Source organism: Ramlibacter sp. P4_H7 (assembly GCF_056400765.1).
Genome location: NZ_JBFUKP010000014.1, coordinates 61,179 through 76,107, shown reverse-complemented (window position 1 = coordinate 76,107; position 14,929 = coordinate 61,179). Strand labels below are relative to the sequence as shown.

General features: G+C 66.7%; 17 protein-coding genes and 1 pseudogene. 7 read left to right on the top strand and 11 right to left on the bottom strand.

Translation table 11 applies throughout. The annotated features are described in order from the left end of the window. Positions 1–36: 36 nt before the first annotated feature. Complete coding sequence (locus tag AC1DSA_RS18470; RefSeq protein ID WP_477891839.1) at positions 37–978, bottom strand: LysR family transcriptional regulator; 942 nt, start codon at positions 976–978, stop codon at positions 37–39. A 128-nt stretch (positions 979–1,106) separates the two neighbouring features. On the opposite strand from AC1DSA_RS18470, the gene AC1DSA_RS18465 reads away from it, so the two are divergent. Together AC1DSA_RS18465 and AC1DSA_RS18460 are read left to right on the top strand one after the other, a co-directional pair. Next, complete coding sequence (locus AC1DSA_RS18465; RefSeq protein ID WP_477891838.1) at positions 1,107–2,084, top strand: tripartite tricarboxylate transporter substrate binding protein; 978 nt, start codon at positions 1,107–1,109, stop codon at positions 2,082–2,084. A gap of 14 nt (positions 2,085–2,098) precedes the next feature. Next, positions 2,099–2,561 (top strand): annotated as a pseudogene (locus AC1DSA_RS18460) (aldehyde dehydrogenase family protein); the annotation flags it as partial. Between the two features lie 140 nt (positions 2,562–2,701). Here the strand turns inward: AC1DSA_RS18460 and AC1DSA_RS18455 are convergent. Both AC1DSA_RS18455 and AC1DSA_RS18450 read right to left on the bottom strand, forming a co-directional pair. Further along, complete coding sequence (locus tag AC1DSA_RS18455) at positions 2,702–4,258, bottom strand: long-chain-fatty-acid--CoA ligase (RefSeq protein ID WP_477891836.1); 1,557 nt, start codon at positions 4,256–4,258, stop codon at positions 2,702–2,704. A 9-nt stretch (positions 4,259–4,267) separates the two neighbouring features. Beyond that, positions 4,268–5,560 (bottom strand): FAD-dependent oxidoreductase, encoded by a 1,293-nt coding sequence (locus AC1DSA_RS18450; protein ID WP_477891834.1) that lies wholly within the window; start codon positions 5,558–5,560, stop codon positions 4,268–4,270. A 231-nt stretch (positions 5,561–5,791) separates the two neighbouring features. On the opposite strand from AC1DSA_RS18450, the gene AC1DSA_RS18445 reads away from it, so the two are divergent. Continuing rightward, positions 5,792–6,679: a fructose bisphosphate aldolase gene (locus AC1DSA_RS18445; RefSeq protein WP_477891832.1), complete on the top strand. Its 888-nt coding sequence runs from the start codon at positions 5,792–5,794 to the stop codon at positions 6,677–6,679. A gap of 26 nt (positions 6,680–6,705) precedes the next feature. On the opposite strand, the gene AC1DSA_RS18440 is transcribed toward AC1DSA_RS18445, so the two are convergent. The 7 genes from AC1DSA_RS18440 to AC1DSA_RS18410 form a co-directional block, all read right to left on the bottom strand. Beyond that, positions 6,706–7,209: a response regulator transcription factor gene (locus AC1DSA_RS18440; RefSeq protein ID WP_477891831.1), complete on the bottom strand. Its 504-nt coding sequence runs from the start codon at positions 7,207–7,209 to the stop codon at positions 6,706–6,708. Further along, positions 7,209–7,598, bottom strand: coding sequence for a response regulator (locus AC1DSA_RS18435; protein ID WP_477891829.1), 390 nt, complete (start codon positions 7,596–7,598; stop codon positions 7,209–7,211). The genes AC1DSA_RS18440 and AC1DSA_RS18435 overlap by 1 nt, the downstream gene beginning before the upstream one ends. A 75-nt stretch (positions 7,599–7,673) precedes the next feature. Further along, a complete protein-coding gene (locus tag AC1DSA_RS18430; RefSeq protein WP_477891827.1) occupies positions 7,674–8,309 on the bottom strand; it encodes a response regulator in 636 nt (211 codons plus the stop codon). After that, positions 8,306–9,928: a sensor histidine kinase gene (locus tag AC1DSA_RS18425; protein ID WP_477891825.1), complete on the bottom strand. Its 1,623-nt coding sequence runs from the start codon at positions 9,926–9,928 to the stop codon at positions 8,306–8,308. The genes AC1DSA_RS18430 and AC1DSA_RS18425 overlap by 4 nt, the downstream gene beginning before the upstream one ends. A 115-nt stretch (positions 9,929–10,043) precedes the next feature. Continuing rightward, complete coding sequence (locus AC1DSA_RS18420; RefSeq protein WP_477891823.1) at positions 10,044–10,604, bottom strand: ProQ/FINO family protein; 561 nt, start codon at positions 10,602–10,604, stop codon at positions 10,044–10,046. A gap of 226 nt (positions 10,605–10,830) precedes the next feature. Next, complete coding sequence (locus AC1DSA_RS18415) at positions 10,831–11,439, bottom strand: hypothetical protein (RefSeq protein WP_477891821.1); 609 nt, start codon at positions 11,437–11,439, stop codon at positions 10,831–10,833. A gap of 207 nt (positions 11,440–11,646) precedes the next feature. Continuing rightward, the gene (locus AC1DSA_RS18410; RefSeq protein WP_477891819.1) at positions 11,647–12,012 is read right to left on the bottom strand and encodes a nuclear transport factor 2 family protein; all 366 of its coding nucleotides are present in this window, start codon (positions 12,010–12,012) and stop codon (positions 11,647–11,649) included. Between the two features lie 200 nt (positions 12,013–12,212). On the opposite strand from AC1DSA_RS18410, the gene AC1DSA_RS18405 reads away from it, so the two are divergent. Together AC1DSA_RS18405 and AC1DSA_RS18400 are read left to right on the top strand one after the other, a co-directional pair. Further along, positions 12,213–12,500 carry a type II toxin-antitoxin system HicA family toxin gene (locus tag AC1DSA_RS18405; RefSeq protein WP_477891817.1) on the top strand — a complete coding sequence of 96 codons (288 nt, stop codon included), beginning with the start codon at positions 12,213–12,215 and terminating at the stop codon, positions 12,498–12,500. Between the two features lie 104 nt (positions 12,501–12,604). After that, entirely contained in the window at positions 12,605–13,024 is a 420-nt protein-coding gene (locus AC1DSA_RS18400; RefSeq protein ID WP_477891815.1) for a GFA family protein, read from the top strand. A 38-nt stretch (positions 13,025–13,062) separates the two neighbouring features. On the opposite strand, the gene AC1DSA_RS18395 is transcribed toward AC1DSA_RS18400, so the two are convergent. After that, positions 13,063–13,233: a hypothetical protein gene (locus AC1DSA_RS18395; protein WP_477891813.1), complete on the bottom strand. Its 171-nt coding sequence runs from the start codon at positions 13,231–13,233 to the stop codon at positions 13,063–13,065. Positions 13,234–13,474: 241 nt separating this feature from the next. On the opposite strand from AC1DSA_RS18395, the gene AC1DSA_RS18390 reads away from it, so the two are divergent. After that, positions 13,475–14,185, top strand: coding sequence for a type 1 glutamine amidotransferase domain-containing protein (locus AC1DSA_RS18390; RefSeq protein ID WP_477891811.1), 711 nt, complete (start codon positions 13,475–13,477; stop codon positions 14,183–14,185). 201 nt (positions 14,186–14,386) lie between these two features. Continuing rightward, a complete protein-coding gene (locus AC1DSA_RS18385) occupies positions 14,387–14,926 on the top strand; it encodes a hemerythrin domain-containing protein (protein ID WP_477891809.1) in 540 nt (179 codons plus the stop codon). Positions 14,927–14,929: the final 3 nt, after the last annotated feature.

Sequence of the window (14,929 nt, the reverse complement as noted above, 5' to 3'; positions counted from 1 at the left end):
GAAAAAGCAGCTGCGCATGAACCGGCGCAGCCCTGTTCAAGCAAGCGGCGCCACTTCTTTCGCGACCGTGCGGGCGCTGTCGATGAAAAGTTCGGCGAGCGGACTGAGCGCGCGGTTCTTCAAGGTGATGACTTCGACCGCCCCACGCGCAAATTGCTGTTTGACGGGCAGCGCCTTGAGCTCCGTGCGCGTGGAACCGCACCTCAATAACGCAGACGGGAAGATGGAAAGATAGTGCCCCGTCGCCATGAGACTGATCCGCACTTCGATGGGATTGGTCACCACCGTTGTTCGGGGGTAATCGAGTCCGTTGGCGCGAAAGGTCTTCATCGCGACCGATCCGAGAACACTTTCCTGCGGCGGCAGCACCCAAGGTTCGTCCATCAGGTCAGCCAGCTCGATCTGGCGCCGTCGTCCCCACCGGCTTTGCGGTCCGGCGGCAACGAAGAACGTGTCCTCGAACAGAAATTCGTAGCGCATGCGCTGGTCTGCAATCGGGTCTAGCCTTCGCGCGATGCACAGATCGACGTTGAGCTCACTCAGTTCACGGTGCAGCGTCGCGGAGGTTGCGGGTACCAAGTGAAACACGATCCGCGGGTAGCGCTGCGAAAGCCGATCGATGACCGCCGGAACGAAGGTGGTCGCCAGAAATGTGCTGCATCCGACACGCAGCTCTCCCACGGTCGGATCGGCGAGGAACTCGATGCGCTTCAATGTCTGCCGCAGGTCGTCGAACATCGCAGCGCCTCCATCGAGCAGGGCACGGCCGTAATTGGTAGGCTCCACGCCCTGCGTACCGCGATCGAGCAGTCGCACGCCAACGGTCCGCTCCAGTTCCCCGATCGACCTTGAGACGGCGGGCTGCGTCATGTCGAGCAGCGTCGCCGCCTTGTTCATGCTGCCGGCCTGCACGACTGCAATAAAGATATTCAGGTCGTTCAGCTTGATTCGACGTCTGATGCGATCACTCGGCTCCATGGTGGACACCTATTGCGAATTTGCTATAGCGTTATCAAACCCTAACACTATGCGCCCGTAGTGGTGCACGCTCAAAATCGGCTATCCGAATGGGCCGCAATTCGCGGCGCCAGACACAGGAGGACGCCATGAAACTTGTCCGCCGGGAATTTCTGCGACTCGCCGGCGCCGCTGCAAGTGCTTGTGCCATCCCACGACTTGCATCGGCGGGCGATTACCCGACGCGGCCGGTCCGGCTGCTGGTCGGCTTTTCGCCGGGTGGTTCGGCGGATTTCATTGCGCGCCAGCTGGGCCAATCGCTGGCGGTGCGGCTCGGTAAGCCCTTCATCATCGAGAACCGGCCCGGCGCGGGCAGCAATATCGCAGCGGAAACGGTGGTGCGCGCGCCCGCAGACGGGCACGAGCTGCTCCTCGTTTTTTCAGCGAACGCGATCAATGCGGCGCTGTATCAGAACCTGAACTTCAATTTCCTCGCTGACATCGCACCCGTTGCGTCCATCGGCCGCGCTCCGAATATTTTGATAGTGCACCCCAATGTGCCAGCCAAGACTGTTCCTGAATTCATCGACTATGTGAAGGCCCATCCCGGCCAAGTCAACTTTGCGACAGGCGGCTCCGGCACACCGGCGCATGTCGCTGGCGAGCTCTTTAACACGCTGGCTGGCATCAACATGGTTCACGTACCCTACCGCGGCGCGGGGCCCGCGATGATCGATTTGCTCGGGGGCCGGGTGCAGGCCATGTTCGCCACGATGCCCCCATCGATGGCGTCCATCCGGGCCGGCAAGCTGCGCGCGCTGGCGGTGACGACCGCGAGCCGCTCGGACGCGTTGCCCAACATCCCGGCCCTGGCCGAATTCGTGCCGCGCTATGAGGCAAGCTCTTGGTACGGTGTGGGTGCGCCCCGGAATACGCCCGCCGAGATCGTGGAGAAGCTCAACAGGGAGATCAACGCCGCACTCGCCGACCCCAAGATGAAGGCGCAGTTTGCCGAGCTCGGCGGCAGCACGTTTGCAACGTCACCTGCCGGCTTCGGCAAATTCATCAGCGAAGAAACGGACAAATGGGCCAAGGTGGTCGAAACGGCGCGCATCAAGCCCAGCTAATCCTCGCGCTCGGACTTGCGCAGGACCTGGAGTACATCGCGATCGCCCAGGCCGAGGGCGCGAAGCTGGTCGCCGGCGGCGAGCCGATCGCGAGGAATGCCGACGGCGCGCCCGGCTTCTACCTGCGCCCCGCCCTGTTCAGCGAGACCACGAAGGACATGCGCATCAAACGCGAGGAGGTCTTCGGTCCGGTTGGTGAGCGTGATCCGCGCGAAGGACTATGACGAGGCACTGGCGCTCCCCAACGAAACCGAGTTCGGCCTCTCCGCTGGCATCGCGACGACCTCACTGAAGTACGCCACGCACTTCAAGCGGCACTCGCAAGCGGGCACGGTGATGGTGAACCTGCCCACCGCAGGCGTGGACTACCACGTGCCCTTCGGCGGCCGCAACGGCCCAAGCTACGGCCCGCGCGAGCAGGGCAAGCACGCGGCGGAGTTCTACACGACGGTGAAGACCGCGTACACGCAGGCCTAACCGAAACTCACCCCCGACAGGTGGCGCGCCCTGACGCTGCGACGGCTGCAATGGGTCGAATGCTGCCGTCGTCTTACCGAAGTTCACTGTGCGCGGCGCGATGCCCAAGGCAGAGTTCGGCCACAAGCGGACTTCCCGCCCTACACCACCTGCCGCTCGCGCCCTTCCCAATACGGCTTGCGCAGATCCTTCTTCAGGATCTTGCCTGTCGGGTTGCGGGGAAGTGCGGTGACCACGTCGATGGTCTTGGGGCACTTGAAGGCGGCAATGCGTTCGCGGCACCACGCCGCCACCTCCTGCGGGTCGAGGGTTGCGCCCGGTCGGGGCACCACCACGGCCTTGGGCACCTCGCCCCAGCGCTCGTCCGGCACGCCGATGACGGCCACGTCCTGGATGGCGGGGTGCTCGGCCAGCACGCGCTCGATTTCGGCGGGGTAGATGTTCTCGCCCCCGCTGATGATCAGGTCCTTGATGCGGTCGGTGATGTAGATGGTGCCGTCGGCGTCCATGTGGCCGCCGTCGCCGGAGCGCAGCCAGCCGTCGGCGGTGATGGCGGCCGCTGTCGCTTCCGGCTTGCCCCAGTACCCGCCCATCTGTTGGTCGCTGCGCACCCAGAGCTCACCCGGCGTGCCGGTCGGCAGGCGCTCACCGGTGCCGGGCTCTCGGATCTCGATCTCGACGCCGGGGATCGGCCTGCCCGCCGAGATCAGCCGGTGCGTGACGGCGGGATTCACGTGATCCTCGGGCGGCAGCAGGCTCACCGCGCCGGACTGCTCCGTCATTCCGTACACCTGGTACATCACGCCGGGAAACATCTTCAACGATGCGCGCAGAACCGGCAGCGGCATGGGCGATGCGCCATAGCAAAGCGCCCGCAGGCTCGAATAGTCGCGCGTGGCGGCGCCGGGCACCTCGTTCATGACCGCCATCAGCGCCGGCACGTAGAACGTGTGCGTGATCTTCTCGGCCTCCAGCATCGCAAGCGCGGCGGCGGGGTCCGGCGTGCGCATCAGGAAGATTCGTGCCCCCACGGTCAGCGCCGCCATCGCCGTGCTCGTGCCGCCGACGTGGAACAGGGGCATCGCCACCTGCACCCGCGCATGCCGGTCGTAGCCCTGGGTCGGGGCAAGATGATGCGAATGCGCGAGCATGCCGCGGTGCGTGAGCATCGCCCCCTTCGGAAAGCCCGTGGTGCCCGACGTGTACAGCTGCAGGAAGCAATGGCCCGGTTCCGCCGGGTGGATCGTGGCATCGGGCTCGTGCGCGGCCAGCCAGGCTTCGTACGCGTCGTCGGGGCCGCCGACCCGGATCACCCGCTCCACTGTCGGCAATGCGGGACGCAGCGCTTCGACGGCGGCCGCGAATTCCGGCCCGACGAACAGGATCCGCGCCTTCGCATCGTTGATCACATAGGCGATCTCGGGGGGCGCCAGCCGGAAGTTGACCACGGCGTTGGCGGTGCCGGCCTGTGCGCAGGCCAGCGTCAGTTCCAGGCAGGAGGGGTGGTTCAGGTCCAGCACCGCGACGCGGTCGTCCGGCCGCAGGCCGGCCGCCCGCTGGGCCGCGGCGTTGCGGCGCACCCGCTGCGCCAGTTGCGCCCAGGTCCGGTCCGTCCCGGCAAAACTCATGGCAATGGCGTCGGGTTGCCGCGCTTCCCAATGGGCGAGGATCTCTGCGACGTGGGTGAACTCGGACATGCGGGCTCCTCAGGCGGGGATGGGGTAAGGCTGGTCGTCAGGGGTTTCCAGCTGCAAGTCGCGGTATTCCTTCTGCCAGCCCGTCGGGAAGCTGGCCGGGTCCCGCGCCGCGAGATAGGGGACGAGGTCGAAGTGGTTGATGTGGTGCGTGACCGGCTCCAGCCCCAGGTCCGCAGTGCCGCGGATGTGCGACATGATGGATCGGCACGACAGCGAGAACGCGAAGGCGGCCGCTCCGATTCCGTCCAGGCCGACGGCCAGGAAGTAGAGCTGCGGCGCGTCGAGGCTGCGGAACGCGCCGCCGCAGCCTTGCCGCAAGTCCCGTGTGCTGCGCACGGCGGCGAGGGCGGGCACATCGAGCCAGGAGAGGTCGGTGGTGTAGCCGGTGCCCCAGAGCACGAGGTCCGGCTGCACCGTCGTCCCGTCGGAGAGCGTCACCGTGCCGCCCTCGATCCGTTCGGGTGGTGCCGCGCTGCGGCGCATCGAGGCGAAGTGCTCGATCATGCGGTTCCGCCCGGGGATCAGCTGCTGCTGCAGGATGTCGAACGGGAACGCCGGCATGACCGCCTGCAGCCCGAACTTTCCATAGCGGCCGCGCAGGTCCGCTTCGATGGTGGCACTTTGCTGCGCATGCGTCATGCCCGCGGCTTGCAGCCGAGAGAAGTCGCGCACGCTGCCGGCGACCGCCTTGGGCTTGCGCGTCGGCGTGAACCAGCGCAGCCCGCGGTGGGCCCACGCAATCTCTCGCGCGCCGTGCTGGAGCGCGAGGTCCAGCAGGTCGAGCGAGGAAGCGCCCGCACCGACGACCAGCACCGACTTTCCGGCGAGGATGCGGGGATCTTCGAGCGCGGACGAATGGAGTTCCGTCAATGTGCTCGCGGCGCGCCGCACCGGCGGAACGAAGGGACGGTTGTGCGCACCCGTGGCGACGACGAGGTGCGTGGCGGCCACGTCGCCATCGCGCGTGGCGAGCGTCCAGCCGCCCGGCCGGGGTGTGGCGCGCACTGGCGTCGACAGCGAGATGTCCGGGGCCAGGTCGAAGCGGTCGACCCACGCCTGGATGTTGGCGAGGATCTGCGGCTGGAAGGTCCCGGCCAGCGGCAGGTCACCCAGCGTCCAGTCCGCCGCGGCGATCTGGATGTCCTGCCAGGACGGCAGCTGCCGCCAAAGGCCACCGACGCCGGGTTGCGCGTCGAACACGTGGGCGCGCAGCCCGGCCCGCCGGGCGTAATGGAGCGCAATCACCCCACCGATGCCGGCGCCGACGATCGCGACATCGAGTTCCCCCCGTGCCTCCGACATGACGCCTCCTCGCAAATGCGGTGCGGCAGTATAGGTGGGGCGCTGCTTCTTCGGCCGAGTTGGGCCGCTTGCGGCCGGGAGCAGCCGAGCGGCAGCATTGCGCCGTTGCTGCCCCGAGGCCGGGCGACACGAAGGTGCAGCGGGATCTCTCGGAGGACACAAAAATTTGCGACCCGGCATCCTGTCGTGCGCAAAATGCACCCGTGACGCTCACTCACTCCGGGAACTGCCATGAATCCGCAGCAGCATGAGAAAGTCAGGTCCGCCAGGGGCTTCATTGCCGCGCTCGACCAGAGCGGGGGCAGCACGCCGAAGGCGCTGAGCCTGTACGGCATCCCACCCGAGACCTATTCGGGCGAGCAGCGGATGTTCGAACTGATGCACGCGATGCGCACCCGGATCATGACGAGCCCTGCATTCAGCGGCGATCGCATCCTGGGAGTGATCCTGTTCGAACAGACGATGGACCGTGAGGTCGAGGGACGAGGAAGCGCCGACTACCTCTGGTCCGTCAAGCAGGTCGTTCCCTTCCTGAAGGTCGACAAGGGCCTGGCCGACGAGGCGAACGGCGTGCAGGTGATGAAGGCGATGCCCAACCTCGACTCCCTGCTGGCACGCGCCAAGGGCAAAGGCGTGTTCGGGACGAAGATGCGCTCGGTGGTGAAGCACGCGGACGCCACCGGCATCGAGGACGTCGTCCGCCAGCAGTTCACGATCGGCAAGCAGATCCTGGCGGCGGGCCTCATGCCCATCCTCGAGCCGGAAGTCGACATCCATGCCCCGGACAAGCCAGGCGCCGAGCAGCTGCTCAAGGCGGCCCTCCTCGAGCAGCTCGACATGCTGGTACCGGAGCAACAGGTCATGCTGAAGCTCACCATTCCCTCGGTCGACGACTCTTATGCGGATCTCGTGGCGCATCCGAACGTGCTGCGCGTGGTCGCCCTCTCGGGGGGCTACTCGCGCGAGGAGGCGAACCGGTTGCTGGCGCGCAACCATGGCGTGATCGCGAGCTTTTCACGGGCATTGACCGAAGGCCTCACCGCGCAGCAGGGCGAGCAGGAGTTCAACCGGACCCTGGACGCATCGATTGCCAGCATCTACCAGGCGTCGGTCACATAGGCATCGCCGCCGTGGCCTGATCGTCTTCAATCGCCCGGGCGGGACTCGAGTTGGGCCTTGCGCCCCCGTGCAGCGCGTTGGTCGGCGTCGCGCCGAAGCGCCGCGTCGATCGCGCGGGTCAGTTCCTCCGCGTCGGCGGTCTTCATGAGGAAGTGCGATGCGCCTGCGTCCATGGTGGCGGCAAAGGCGGACACGTCGGCCGCGGCGGTGAGGAAGATGATCGGGATGTCGTCGCCCTCCTGCCGCAGCTTCTGCTCCAGGCCGAGGCCGCCGAGCCCCGGCATGACCACGTCGAGCAGAAGGCAGCCGCGCGTTGGCCGAATGCGGGCGTGCAGGAAGCTTTCCGCACTCTCGAAGGCCGCCACCTCATAGCCGTGGCTGCGCAACAGACGCACCAGGGCCACCCGAACGGACGCGTCGTCCTCCACGATGTGCACGACGCCCGCTTGCGGCTCGGCGGGAGCCGCATGGCGGGGAGTCGCCTGGCCCCGGCCGCCGTCCCCGGAGCGCGCGTCACCGACGAACCCCATCACGCGCCACCCCCGGCCTGCAATGCGACCGTGATGGAGGGAACCAGTGCGGTGAACACGTCGATCTTGGAGACGTAGCCGGCGGCCCCCGCGCTGCGTGCGGCGTCCCGGTAGGCGCGCTCGTCATGGCTGGACAGGACCACCACCGCGATCTCTGGAAAGAGCAGCCGGATCATCATGGTGGCTTCGATGCCGTCGTGATCGGGCAGGCCGACGTCCATCACCACGACATGCGGCGACGCCTTGCTGCACTGCGCGATCGCTTCGAACGCATCGGCCGCCTGCAGGACCGAACTCCCCTGGTAGGCAGCCTGCAGCATTTCCAGCAGCAGCCGGCGCATGTGCCTGTTGTCGTCGACGACGAGGATGGTGGGTGGAATGCTCCGCATGGGTGCCCGCAGTGACACGTGCACCTTACGCCCCGCGGGCGCGACGATCTGTCGGGAGGTCTGTACAGACGTCGGTCAGCTGCCGGGGGTCAGGCCGTGCCGGACCGCGAACCGGATGAGTGCGGCCATGTCGGCCACGCCGAGCTTCTTCATGAGCCGGCTGCGGTACGTGTCGATGCTCTTCGGCGACAGGTGCACCAGCGCAGCGATCTGGGCGCTGGAGTGGCCCTCGGCGACGAGTTGCAGCACCTGCCGCTCGCGGGCGCTCAGGCTGTCCAGCGGGCTGCGGGCGCCGACCGGGCCGCTGGTCGAGGTCGCAGCCGCAAGGCCGCGACTGAGGTACTGCCTGCCCGCGTGCACGGTGCGCACCGCCGTGACGATCTCATCGGTTGCGCCGCCCTTGAGAACGTAGGCAGAGGCGCCTGCTGCCATCGCACGGTGCACGTGCTCGCTGTCCGAATGCATGGACAGGATCACCACGCGCGTGCGCGGACAGCGCAGCTTGAGAATCCCCGTCGCCTCGATGCCGTTCATGCCCGGCATCGCGAGGTCGAAGATGGCGACGTCGGGCTCGTGTTCCTGCGCGAGGCGCACGGCCTCGCGGCCGTCGGCCGCCTCGGCGACGACCTTCATGTCCGCCATCTCGAGCAGCGCGCGCAGGCCGAAGCGCATCACGCTGTGGTCGTCGGCCAGCAGGATCGTGGGATTCATGCCGCCTCGCGCGGTGCATCGACCAGGATGCGCGTGCCCGCCCGCGGGGCCGTGTGGATCTCGAGCCGTGCGCCGATGGCGCGCGCGCGTTCGCGCATGTTCTGCAGGCCCCAGTGCCCCGGCCGGTCCTGCTGTTGCCCGGCGTCGAACCCGGCGCCGTCGTCCGCGACGCTCAGCAGGACGCGGCCGGCACGCTCGCCGACGGTCACCGTGATGCGTTGCGGGCTCGCGTGCCGGGCCGCGTTGATCACGGCTTCGAGTGCGATGCGAAAGAGTGCGCTTTCCACCAGCGGGCCTGGCCTGGGCGTGGGGTCTTCGCCGGCCACCTCGATCGCCAGCCCCAGCCGGGACGACTGGGCCTCGGCATGGCAGCGCAGTGCCGAGACCAGGCCGAAGTCGTCGAGCGCCGGCGGGCGCAGGTCGGCCATCAGGTCGCGGGCCATGGCAATGGTCTCGGCGGCCACTTCCCGTGCACTGCGCAAGTGGCGCAAGGCCGCCTCCTGTTCGCCGCGGGCGAGCCGGCCCGCCACCACGTCGAGCTCGAGCCAGAGCGCGGACAGGTTGGCGCCCACCGTGTCATGCAGTTCCCGGTGCAGCGCGCGCCGCTCGGCGTCCTCCGCTTTCGCCAGGCGGACGTAGAGGCTGCGCATCTCCGTTTCTGCCTGGCGCAAGGCGGTGAGGTCGTAGAAGGAGAAGATGTGCCGTCGTCCGGTGTCCAGGTCCAGCCGGTCGGCGTTGACGCCCAGGGTGCGAACTTCACCCGCGCGCTCGATGGTCATCTCGCGACCGGAGACCCGGCCTCCTTCCTCCAGCTCCTCGCGAAGCGGGGCCGTGCCTGCCAGCGCGGTCTCGAACCTCACCGGGCCGTCCTTGGCCGTCGCGGGCCCCAGGCCAAACAGGTCGTAGGCGAGCGTGTTGGCGTGTTCGATCTCGCCATGGGGAGGCCGCGTGATCACGATCGGGATGGGCGCGGTCTCGAAGATCTTCTGCAAGGTGCGCTCGCTTTCGGCGAGCTCGCGGCCACGACGCTGGAACGCGATCACCACCAGGCTGAGCGCCATCGGGATGTTGAAGAGGGGCCCGATGATGCTCTTGGGCAGGTCCTTGCCGAGCGCTGCCAGGCCCAGGGCAAACCAGGTGCTCCAGCAAAAGAAGGTGACGGCGGCGATCGCGTGCCCGGACAGGCGGGTGCCGCGGTAGGCAATCCACAGGCAGATGCCGTCCAGCAGGAAAATCGCGATGACCAGGGCATACGCCATCTGCAAGGGAGCCCGGCCGGCCGCGGCGACCGCGCCATAGGCAAACAGCACGAGCGACGTGATGGCGACGACATACCGGCTGCGCCAGGGCTTTGCGGGCAGCAGGTCGTAGCACCCGAAAACGTTGAAGATGAAGAGCAACGGGAAGAGCACGGCGACTTCCGCAGTGCGCAGCCAGGGGGAGACGTCGGCCGGGAGGTGGATCAGGAACCGGGTCGTGCCGACCACCCAGGACATGGCCCAGAACAGCAGGTAGCGGTCGCTCCGCTGCTGATTCCACAGGTACAACGCAATGGCGGCGGCGGAGGCGTTGGCAAGCGCGCCGACGATGACGACTTGCGACAACGGGTCGTTGAGCATGCGGCTATCTTAGGAGATCGACCTGGAGTGGAGGACGTCCGCTTCGGGGCGGAGCAGCCGTCGCCGCGATGAACTGTCGGATCGCCTTCGCGCAACGTGACTGGCGCGCGGCTCCTTACGCCAGCAGCTTCTTCGCTTCGATCGGATCCAGCCCATACATCTCGGCGAACTCGGCAATCGACTTGCCGCTGGCCGCGAGCGCGTTTTGCAGGGCTTCGCGGCGAGCTCGTTTTTGCGCCACGATCGACAGGGCGTCTTCCATCAGCGCATGCAGGTTGTCGTCGTGCGAGGTGAAGCGCTCGCGGTAGTCTTCGCGGCTCAGGCCGGACGCCTCGATCGCAGCCGCCATTTGCGCAACGGCATGCTGGCGCGCCTGCTCCGGCGCCTTGCCGCTGCGGCGTTTGTACAGTTCCAGGATCGCATGATGCACATGCTCTGGTGCCACGGGCTCCACCGGCCTGGCTTGCAGGTCGTGGCGGGCCAGGCCGGAGGCCACCGCCTCGATGTAGCGGGTCGAACGCGTGTGCAGCCCGAGCGCCACCTTGAGCTCGGCCGCCGGCAGCGCCGTCGGCTGCGCCGCCACGAGGTCTTCGAAGACACCGACCTTGAGTGGAAGGAACCGGGCACCGAACAGCCGCGGGTACAGCTCGAACAGCTTGTGCAGGAGGGGGTGCACTGGCCGTGGCGCCTTGCGTGGGGCGGAATGCCTGCGCAAGGCTGGGGAAGTGACGGTCGGGTCTTGGGTCATGGTCATGGACCGGCGAGCTTGTCTCGAATCGGGAAGGAATTACTCACCTGCAACCCCAGTTTAGTTGCAAAGAGCGAGTGCTCGATGAGCACTGCGGGGACTCGGCCGACGTGCACCGGACCCGGCGGCCGACTGAGCGCCTGCAGGACGCGCGTCAATAGCGCCCGTTGTTCGCATCGATGCACGAGGAGAACAGCTCGCGCGCCAGACCGAGTTCTTCGTCGCGGTTGGGCGCCGCGAACATCTCGTCGATGAAGCCGCTTGCTTGAGCGGGCGAGAGCGCCAGCTTGGCGCGCGACATGCGGGCCTTGACCTGCGCGGCCGACTGCTTGATGTCCTTTGCCTGCATGACGTCGATGGCAAAGAGGGAATTGCCAAAGCAGTGGCGATTGAGGCGACTCAGGGGCTCGCTGGTTGGCAGTTCCGCTTGCTTCAGGCAGGCATCGAACTTGACCTGCGCCACCGCGTTGGGTTGGCGCGTCTGCGTCCATGCCTCGATCTCGCGCTTGAGCTGGGCCTGCATGGCCTCGTCCTGCACGCCGGGAAGCTGCGCCTCCTCGATCTCGGCGTCGGTCTTCCTGCCTACCTGGAACACGCGATAGATGTAGAGCTTGTTCAAGCCGGAGTCGGCACAGTCTCTCAGCGGGTTCCTGGCTGTGCTTTGCAGCTGGCTTTGGAACCCGTTGAGATCCTGCGGGGCGAGTTGGGCGACGGACGCTTGCGACGCAAGCAGGGCAAAGGCGATGAAGGCAAGTTTCTTCATGGTGATGCAGGATCTGAACGATCCCACGCGTGACGTTGTTGGTGTTATTTAAGAGCGCAGGGCGATTCTGCACGCAGGGTTGATCTGGTGTTGACCCGCGTTGCCTCGATGGCGAAAGCACGAGGATGAACGGCCTGTCTTTCACGCCTGGACGTCACGCCATGCTGACGGCCCTTCAGCTCTGAAGCGCGGGGATCCGCGCGCCTGCTACTCGGGAGACGCGTAGTGCACGTACGACTCGCGGACCATGCCGTCCGTGTCGAAGAACAGCACCTCGACGACATGCGTGCCTGTGATGCCCTTGTAGTGGATCGCAATGCTGTCGACGCCGCGCAGCACGTCGAGGACGGTGAACTCGATGTGATCGAACACCTCGAAGCCCTTCTTCACGTAGGCGCGCAGCGCCGCCTTGCCACGCACGGTGCCGCTTGGATCATGACTTAGCCGCGCAACCAGCGGGGAATGGAAGATGACGTCGTCGGTGTAGAACGCCAGCACACGATCCAGGTCCTTCGACTCGAACGCGGCGACCCAGCGCTTTACGTAGTCAGCCGTCTTCTCCATCGTCAGCATCGGCGTCTCCTCTGAGGGGGGGCGGGCGGCCCGATCCAGGCCGAGCGTCCATCAAGTGTGCCACGGGCTCACGCCGCAAGGCGCGCGGTCGATGCGCATGTAAGGTTGAATCCCGCCCCCTGCGGCTCTTGCGCGGCCCGCCCACGAGGGTCATATTGCGGGGAACGAGAGCGCTTTCACGATGTCCTGACGAGGGCCCGATGAGCCACCGCACCACCAACCTCCTGCGCACCATCTTCCATGACCCGCCCAGCGGCAACGTGCATTGGCGGGAAGTCGAATCGCTGCTGAAGCATGTCGGCGCGTCCCTGGAGCCGATCTCGGGCGCCCGGATCCGCGTCAAGCTCAATCACACGGAGGGAGTGCTGCACCGCCCCCACCACAGCAATGTGCTGGATGTGAGCGCGCTGATGCATGTGCGCGAGATCCTCGCACGCGGCGGCGTGACGCCTTCGCTGTACGAAGGCAGGGAGCGCAACGGCGAGTGAACCGGATCGTGGCGGAGTGGCTTGGAGCCGCACGAGGTGAGCTGAAGTGTGCTTCCGGCCAGGAGCAGACATCGCGCCTGAGTCCCCGTCCGATAATCCGCGACATGAATCCACCCTTCTCCGGCAGGTGCGCCTGCGGCTCGGTCAGCTACACGTGCGCGAGCGAGCCCGTTGCGATGTTGAACTGCCATTGCAGCGATTGCCAGCGTGCGAGCGGCGCTCCTTTTGCGTCCGGCATCGTCGTAAAAACGATGGATCTCGAGATCTCCGGCAGTCCGAAGGCCTACGCTGCGCGTGCCGGCAGCGGGAAGATGACGACGCGCGGATTTTGCGGGGACTGCGGCACGCCCCTGTTCACGCAAAGCGAAGTCAACGCGCAGTTCACGTCGATCCGGTTCCCTACCCTGGATGATGCTTCCGCGTTCGCGCCGATGCTGGACATCTGGACGTCGAGTGCTCAGCCATGGGTGTGTCTCGACGAGAAGCTTCCGCACTTCGCGGACTCGCCGGGGGAGCCGGGGTGATTCCCGTGACCTGTTGAGGCGTCCGGCCAGGTTGTCGTTCAGCCGCCGTGGAATCCCTCGAGTATGTCCTTCTCCGGCTTCTCCGGTTGGATCGTCGAATCGTTCGTGCGCGCAGGCGAATCGAGCTGGCGGTTTTCCTCCGCCGCTTTGTCCAGCTTGGCTTTCACCTCGTCGGGCGGCGTCGGATTGGCGTTGTTCAGGTCGGGCATGGGCATCTCCCGTGGTTCGTCCTATCGTAATTGCGGCCCCGTCGCAGCGTTGTAGGTGATCACCTCCGCCTCGCAGGCTTTGGGTCGAAAGCCGACGTCAAAGCCCCGAAGTGCGAGGCAGTTCTTTTCCAGAGGCAGCGGTTTCCATCGCGCCAGTCGGCGCGGCGTTGGCGCCTACAAGCCCAGCCGTTCGTCGCAACCTACCATCGGCGCCCCTGACTCCCTAGCAAAGTGCGCCTCCATGAAAATCCTCCTGGTCCTCACCTCGCACGGCCAACTTGGCGACACCGGTAAGCCCACAGGCTTCTGGCTCGAGGAATTGGCTGCGCCGTACTACGTCTTCAAGGACGCCGGCGCCGAGCTGCTGCTCGCGTCACCGAAGGGCGGGCAGCCGCCGCTCGATCCCAAGAGTGACGAGCCCGATGCGCAGACCGAAGCCACCCGCCGCTTTCGCGCCGACCGGGAAGCGATGCAGGCCCTGGCCAGTACCACGCCCTTGGCTTCTGTGAACGCCGACGACTTCGACGCGGTGTTCTATCCGGGTGGCCACGGTCCGCTATGGGACCTCGCCGAGAGCCAGGACTCCCGCGTCCTGATCGAGTCCACTCTCGCCGCCGGCAAGCCCGTCGCCGCCGTTTGCCACGCGCCCGGCGTCCTGCGCCACGTGCAGGCGCCGGACGGCACGCCGCTGGTGAAGGGCAAGCGAGTGACCGGCTTCACCAACAGCGAGGAAGCGGCCGTGGGGCTGACCAAAGTCGTGCCATTCCTGGTCGAGGACATGCTCAAGGCCAACGGCGGCCAGTACAGCAAAGGCGCCGACTGGCAGTCGCACGTGGTCACCGACGGCCTGCTGATTACCGGGCAGAACCCCGCCTCGTCGGGCGACGGCGCCAAGGCCCTCCTGCAGGTGATGCAAGGGAACACGGCAACGCAGGGCACCGCCGCGCACTGAGTTGCCGCCGCCCTGGCTTTCCCGCGCCCAAGCCTCCTGGCAGGAGGCCGTCTTGGGACATCAGGATGCCCAGAGGACGCCGGGCGAGCAGGTGTCCCCCGGTGCCAACGGTTGTGCGCCGTCTGATCCACGTCAATTGCATTTCGGTACCTGCGGCTACATTTGGTTGCATCAGTCCAGAACGTTGAAGGGAAGGGCGCCATGCCTCACACCACTATGTGCGAGCCGGTCCACATCGACACGGCGCTCGCGGGTTTTTCCGAGTGCCACCACGACTTCGTGGCGCAGTTGCATTCCGCGCTTTACCTGCCGGACCTCGTCACGGCCGCGGCCAAGGCGCGGACGCTGGCCAACGACCTGCTGAAGATGTTCCGCGAAGGCGTGTCCGTGCACCATGACGAGGAGGAACGCGAGCTGTTCCCCGCGGTTCTGCGCGCGGCGGAGCCCGGCGCCGAAATGGACGCGGTGCGCGGAATGGTCGCGCAGCTCGTGCGCGAACACCGCGACATGGACGCGCGCTGGAGCGAACTGCGGCCGCAGGTGGAAGCCGTGGCGCGCGGTGAGGTCCCGGCACTCCCCGCCGGCCTGATCGAAGACATGGTGCAGCACTTCTTCGCTCATGCACACTTCGAGGAAGAACACTTCCTGCCGCTGGCCCAGAAGATCCTCGGACGGCACGGCGATGCGATGGCCGCGCTGGGCCGGACGCTGCACAAGCGGCATCACGCTGTCGCGGGGTGAAGC

What these genes read in the sequence shown, in the direction of transcription:
- AC1DSA_RS18435 (WP_477891829.1), bottom strand. Translation starts at nt 7,598, where the DNA reads ATGCGGAGCATTCCACCCACCATCCTCGTCGTCGACGACAACAGGCAC.
- AC1DSA_RS18415 (WP_477891821.1), bottom strand. Translation starts at nt 11,439, where the DNA reads ATGAAGAAACTTGCCTTCATCGCCTTTGCCCTGCTTGCGTCGCAAGCG.
- AC1DSA_RS18410 (WP_477891819.1), bottom strand. Translation starts at nt 12,012, where the DNA reads ATGCTGACGATGGAGAAGACGGCTGACTACGTAAAGCGCTGGGTCGCC.
- AC1DSA_RS18400 (WP_477891815.1), top strand. Translation starts at nt 12,605, where the DNA reads ATGAATCCACCCTTCTCCGGCAGGTGCGCCTGCGGCTCGGTCAGCTAC.
- AC1DSA_RS18395 (WP_477891813.1), bottom strand. Translation starts at nt 13,233, where the DNA reads ATGCCCGACCTGAACAACGCCAATCCGACGCCGCCCGACGAGGTGAAA.
- AC1DSA_RS18465 (WP_477891838.1), top strand. Translation starts at nt 1,107, where the DNA reads ATGAAACTTGTCCGCCGGGAATTTCTGCGACTCGCCGGCGCCGCTGCA.
- AC1DSA_RS18425 (WP_477891825.1), bottom strand. Translation starts at nt 9,928, where the DNA reads ATGCTCAACGACCCGTTGTCGCAAGTCGTCATCGTCGGCGCGCTTGCC.
- AC1DSA_RS18390 (WP_477891811.1), top strand. Translation starts at nt 13,475, where the DNA reads ATGAAAATCCTCCTGGTCCTCACCTCGCACGGCCAACTTGGCGACACC.
- AC1DSA_RS18455 (WP_477891836.1), bottom strand. Translation starts at nt 4,258, where the DNA reads ATGTCCGAGTTCACCCACGTCGCAGAGATCCTCGCCCATTGGGAAGCG.
- AC1DSA_RS18470 (WP_477891839.1), bottom strand. Translation starts at nt 978, where the DNA reads ATGGAGCCGAGTGATCGCATCAGACGTCGAATCAAGCTGAACGACCTG.
- AC1DSA_RS18450 (WP_477891834.1), bottom strand. Translation starts at nt 5,560, where the DNA reads ATGTCGGAGGCACGGGGGGAACTCGATGTCGCGATCGTCGGCGCCGGC.
- AC1DSA_RS18385 (WP_477891809.1), top strand. Translation starts at nt 14,387, where the DNA reads ATGCCTCACACCACTATGTGCGAGCCGGTCCACATCGACACGGCGCTC.
- AC1DSA_RS18445 (WP_477891832.1), top strand. Translation starts at nt 5,792, where the DNA reads ATGAATCCGCAGCAGCATGAGAAAGTCAGGTCCGCCAGGGGCTTCATT.
- AC1DSA_RS18430 (WP_477891827.1), bottom strand. Translation starts at nt 8,309, where the DNA reads ATGAATCCCACGATCCTGCTGGCCGACGACCACAGCGTGATGCGCTTC.
- AC1DSA_RS18405 (WP_477891817.1), top strand. Translation starts at nt 12,213, where the DNA reads ATGAGCCACCGCACCACCAACCTCCTGCGCACCATCTTCCATGACCCG.
- AC1DSA_RS18440 (WP_477891831.1), bottom strand. Translation starts at nt 7,209, where the DNA reads ATGGGGTTCGTCGGTGACGCGCGCTCCGGGGACGGCGGCCGGGGCCAG.